This is a genomic window from Clostridium sp. J1101437_171009_A5 (assembly GCF_015547905.1).
In the GTDB taxonomy this organism is placed as follows: domain Bacteria; phylum Bacillota; class Clostridia; order Oscillospirales; family Oscillospiraceae; genus Pseudoflavonifractor_A; species Pseudoflavonifractor_A gallinarum.
Genome location: NZ_JADMVY010000033.1, coordinates 1 through 3,283, shown reverse-complemented (window position 1 = coordinate 3,283; position 3,283 = coordinate 1). Strand labels below are relative to the sequence as shown.

Below are 3,283 nucleotides of genomic sequence, written 5' to 3'. Positions count from 1 at the left end.
TTCTCGATGCCATAGAGCGAAGAATTGAGACGCAACGTACTTTGGTTGAGACCCTCAAGAAGTATAAAAGAGGTGTCATATCTGCACTTCTAAGTTCAAAGACTAATCCTTATTATTCATCCGAAACATGGAAAGAAGTAGCTTTATGTGATGTAGCAAGCGGCTTTGAGTATGGCATGAATGCCGCTGCCACAGTCTACGATGGTTCTCATAAGTACATTAGGATTACAGATATTGATGATAATTCTCATCTTTATAGCCAAGATGTACCGGTCTCACCAGAAGGGCAAGTAGATGAAAAGTATCGAGTTCGAGAAAACGACATCTTATTTGCTCGTACAGGGGCATCTGTGGGTAAAAGCTATCGCTACCAGCGTAGTGACGGTGATCTTTATTATGCTGGCTTTCTTATTCGCATTCATGTAAATTCAGATGTGAATTGCGGTTATGTTTTTCAGAATACATTAACTGAGGCATATAGGCGTTGGGTTCTCCTTGAATCTGCTCGATCTGGCCAGCCGGGAATTAACGCTGAGCAATATAAACAATATCGCTTTCTGCTTCCGCCCTTAGAGCTACAAAATAAAATCTCCACCTTGGCTACTAATCTCGACAATCTAATCTGCAAAGAGGAAAATCTTCTATCACAAATCGAACAAGTAAAAATAGCTTTATTGCAGCGGCTTTTTATATAAAGAGCCGCTGCATAAGCCCCGTTCTTTCGTTTATAAGCGTGTCCAGCATATTTTCGTGAGCGGTTATTGTGAAGTCAAGTTTTGAGAAAAAACGGGCGATTTTCTTTTGTTCATGTAAAGGCGGCAGAAAAACAGTTTGATTCAAAACCGTTCCACGATCTATGCCTTCAATTAGTCCTGTGGCGTTCCGCTTGATCCTATCCGACAAGAAACCCGTCAGGTAGTAGCAGAAGTCGCTTGTCATTTTTTCATTTGCACGCAAAGACATAAACTGTCTCGCTATGTGTGCCTTTTCCTGTGTTAATCTCACAACTGCTCCTGAACCAGAGCCTTTACAGACAAGTAGGGTGTCACCCTTATACGCATAACACCGGGGTGTCTGCGTCCATCTACTGACCACTGTTTCTCCTTTCACAATACAACTGGCTCCTGTCATATAAGGAACACCTATTTCTTGATCATTGTATTCAGCAGGCGCAAAGTCTTGTCCTGATTGTAGCGAGATGAGGTCTCCCATTTTGTATTTATCCCATTTTTGCGGCTTAGCCGAAAAAGAAACTTGTTGAGTGAATACTGCTTTTAACGCACCTCTTTTATACTTCTTGAGGGCATCAATGATTTTACTCTGAGCCGCTGCCCTTTGATCCAGCAGATATAGAAAACGGCTTATCTTTTCCTGTTCAGCAATCGTTTGTGGAGATGAGATTTCAGTTTTAGAAATATTCCCCTTGCTGATAGACAGAACTTTAATACCTTGCATTAAAGGAATGAGCTGCTTGTGATAGTGGGGGGTGTTCATGTAATACCCCAAATACATGGATGCAAACGGGAAAAGAGGTCTACACGGAACTGTATGCAGTCCAGCCTCGATCTTTCTGCCGGAAATATTCAATAGTTCAATTGTTTTTCCAACCGTTTTATCTTCGGCGGTATCTGCAACAATTATATCCCCGTCTTGAAGATAGTCGTAATTTGTGCTTTCATGCCCAGAAATAATGTGGGGAATGGTGTTGTCTGTGGCATCGAGAATACTTCCGTATTTGATCAATACATCACCATAATGAATATCCAGCACATCTCCGGTTGCATCAAGCTCAGCTCGTGAAAGAGTGTTGTTTTGCAAGAAGGAAAATACAGCGCTGAATTTGTGGCTACACCACGGCTCATCAAAGCCAGGGAAGCGGAGTTTCGGACGCTTTTCGAGACCGTTACTTGAGGATGGAAATGCACATCTTCGTCCTCCACGTGATAATAATCGTGGAGGTGGTCAACATGACTAACAATACACAATTCAAGACGCTATTGAACACTTGGCTAAATCAAAAGAAGCCGATGATCACACCGTCAACCCATGCCAGTTTTACGCTGATAGCCGAAAATCACTTAATACCTCACTTCGGTAAGCGGAAGATCGGCAGCATTACCGAGCCGGACATTCAGAGCTACATATCGTATCTTTACGAGTCCGGGCGGCTGGATAAGTCCGGCGGTCTCACTGTGAAGACCATACGAGATGTGATTCTCGTGCTGCGGCTTGCTATGGAATATGCCTACAAGGAAAGAGCGATACCACTGCTCAACTGGGACCTGATAGAATACCCCAAAGAGTTGGGAATAAAAAAGGTGGTTTCTCTGTCCAAGGATCAAGAGCAAGCTCTAATTCAGTGTATATACATGAACCTGAACCGGAAGACCGCCGGCATACTCATTGCACTGTTTACCGGTGTGCGGATTGGTGAACTCTGCGGCTTACAGATGAAGGACATTTCGTTGACAGATAAAACCATCAGCATCAACAAAACCGTTCAGCGCATCTATGACAAGAAAAAGGGAGAGTCCTATCTGCACATAGGGCCGCCGAAGACCAAGACATCAGCTCGAACAATTCCCGTACCGTCTTTGCTCATGAACATTATCAAGAAGTTTTATACGGAAAATCCCAACCATTACTTCTTGACTGGCAAAACAAAGCCGACAGAGCCTCGAACTTACAGGCAGTTCTTTTCCCGTTTTTTGAAACGAAATGGGCTGCAAAAGGTAAAGTTCCACGAGATACGGCATACATTTGCCGTAAGAGCCATTGAAATACCAGAGTTTGATGTGAAGTCTCTCTCTGAAATTCTCGGACATAAAAATGTGTCTTTTACTCTCAATGTATATGGCAGTGCCAACTTGCAGCAAAAGGTAAAGTGTATGAATTTGTTAAATGATCTTTTGTAAGGTCATCTTGGGTGAGCAGGAACGGTGGGTTACCGTTCCTGCTCACTCTTTTTCTTTTGAAGAGTCTGCTGCTCCTTCTGCGCCTGTCGCATCATTCTCCGTACCGCCTGTCGCTCCATATCCTCATGCAGCACACGGGAAACCACCTTTTTGCTGTCAAACATCAAAAGCGGGCTGTACTTCTCGCCGTAAACCTGCTGTGCCCGGTTCTCCGTCTCCTGCTCCTTGCTGGGACGGATGGCCTGTCTTGCTTCATACAGCTGCACCGGATCGACGCCCTGTGCCTGTTCCCGAAGCCCGGCATACTCGTTCAAGGCAGCGTCCAGTTCAGCAGAATATTTCTGTTCCTGTTCTTCCAGCCGTTTCAG

At 44.3% G+C, this 3,283-nt stretch carries 3 protein-coding genes and 1 pseudogene; 2 read left to right on the top strand and 2 right to left on the bottom strand.

From position 1 onward, the window contains the following. The coding region (locus tag I2C21_RS17310; protein WP_207730662.1) for a restriction endonuclease subunit S at positions 1-695 on the top strand (695 nt) is incomplete at its 5' end. Here I2C21_RS17310 and I2C21_RS17305 read toward each other — a convergent pair. Next, entirely contained in the window at positions 688-1,770 is a 1,083-nt protein-coding gene (locus tag I2C21_RS17305) for a restriction endonuclease subunit S (protein WP_195279884.1), read from the bottom strand. The two genes, I2C21_RS17310 and I2C21_RS17305, sit on opposite strands and share 8 nt — an antisense overlap. A gap of 197 nt (positions 1,771-1,967) precedes the next feature. Here I2C21_RS17305 and I2C21_RS17300 point away from each other — a divergent pair, with 197 nt between their 5' ends. Next, a complete protein-coding gene (locus I2C21_RS17300) occupies positions 1,968-2,915 on the top strand; it encodes a tyrosine-type recombinase/integrase (protein ID WP_039897369.1) in 948 nt (315 codons plus the stop codon). A gap of 29 nt (positions 2,916-2,944) precedes the next feature. Here the strand turns inward: I2C21_RS17300 and I2C21_RS17295 are convergent. Beyond that, positions 2,945-3,283, bottom strand: a pseudogene (locus I2C21_RS17295) (MobQ family relaxase); the annotation flags it as partial.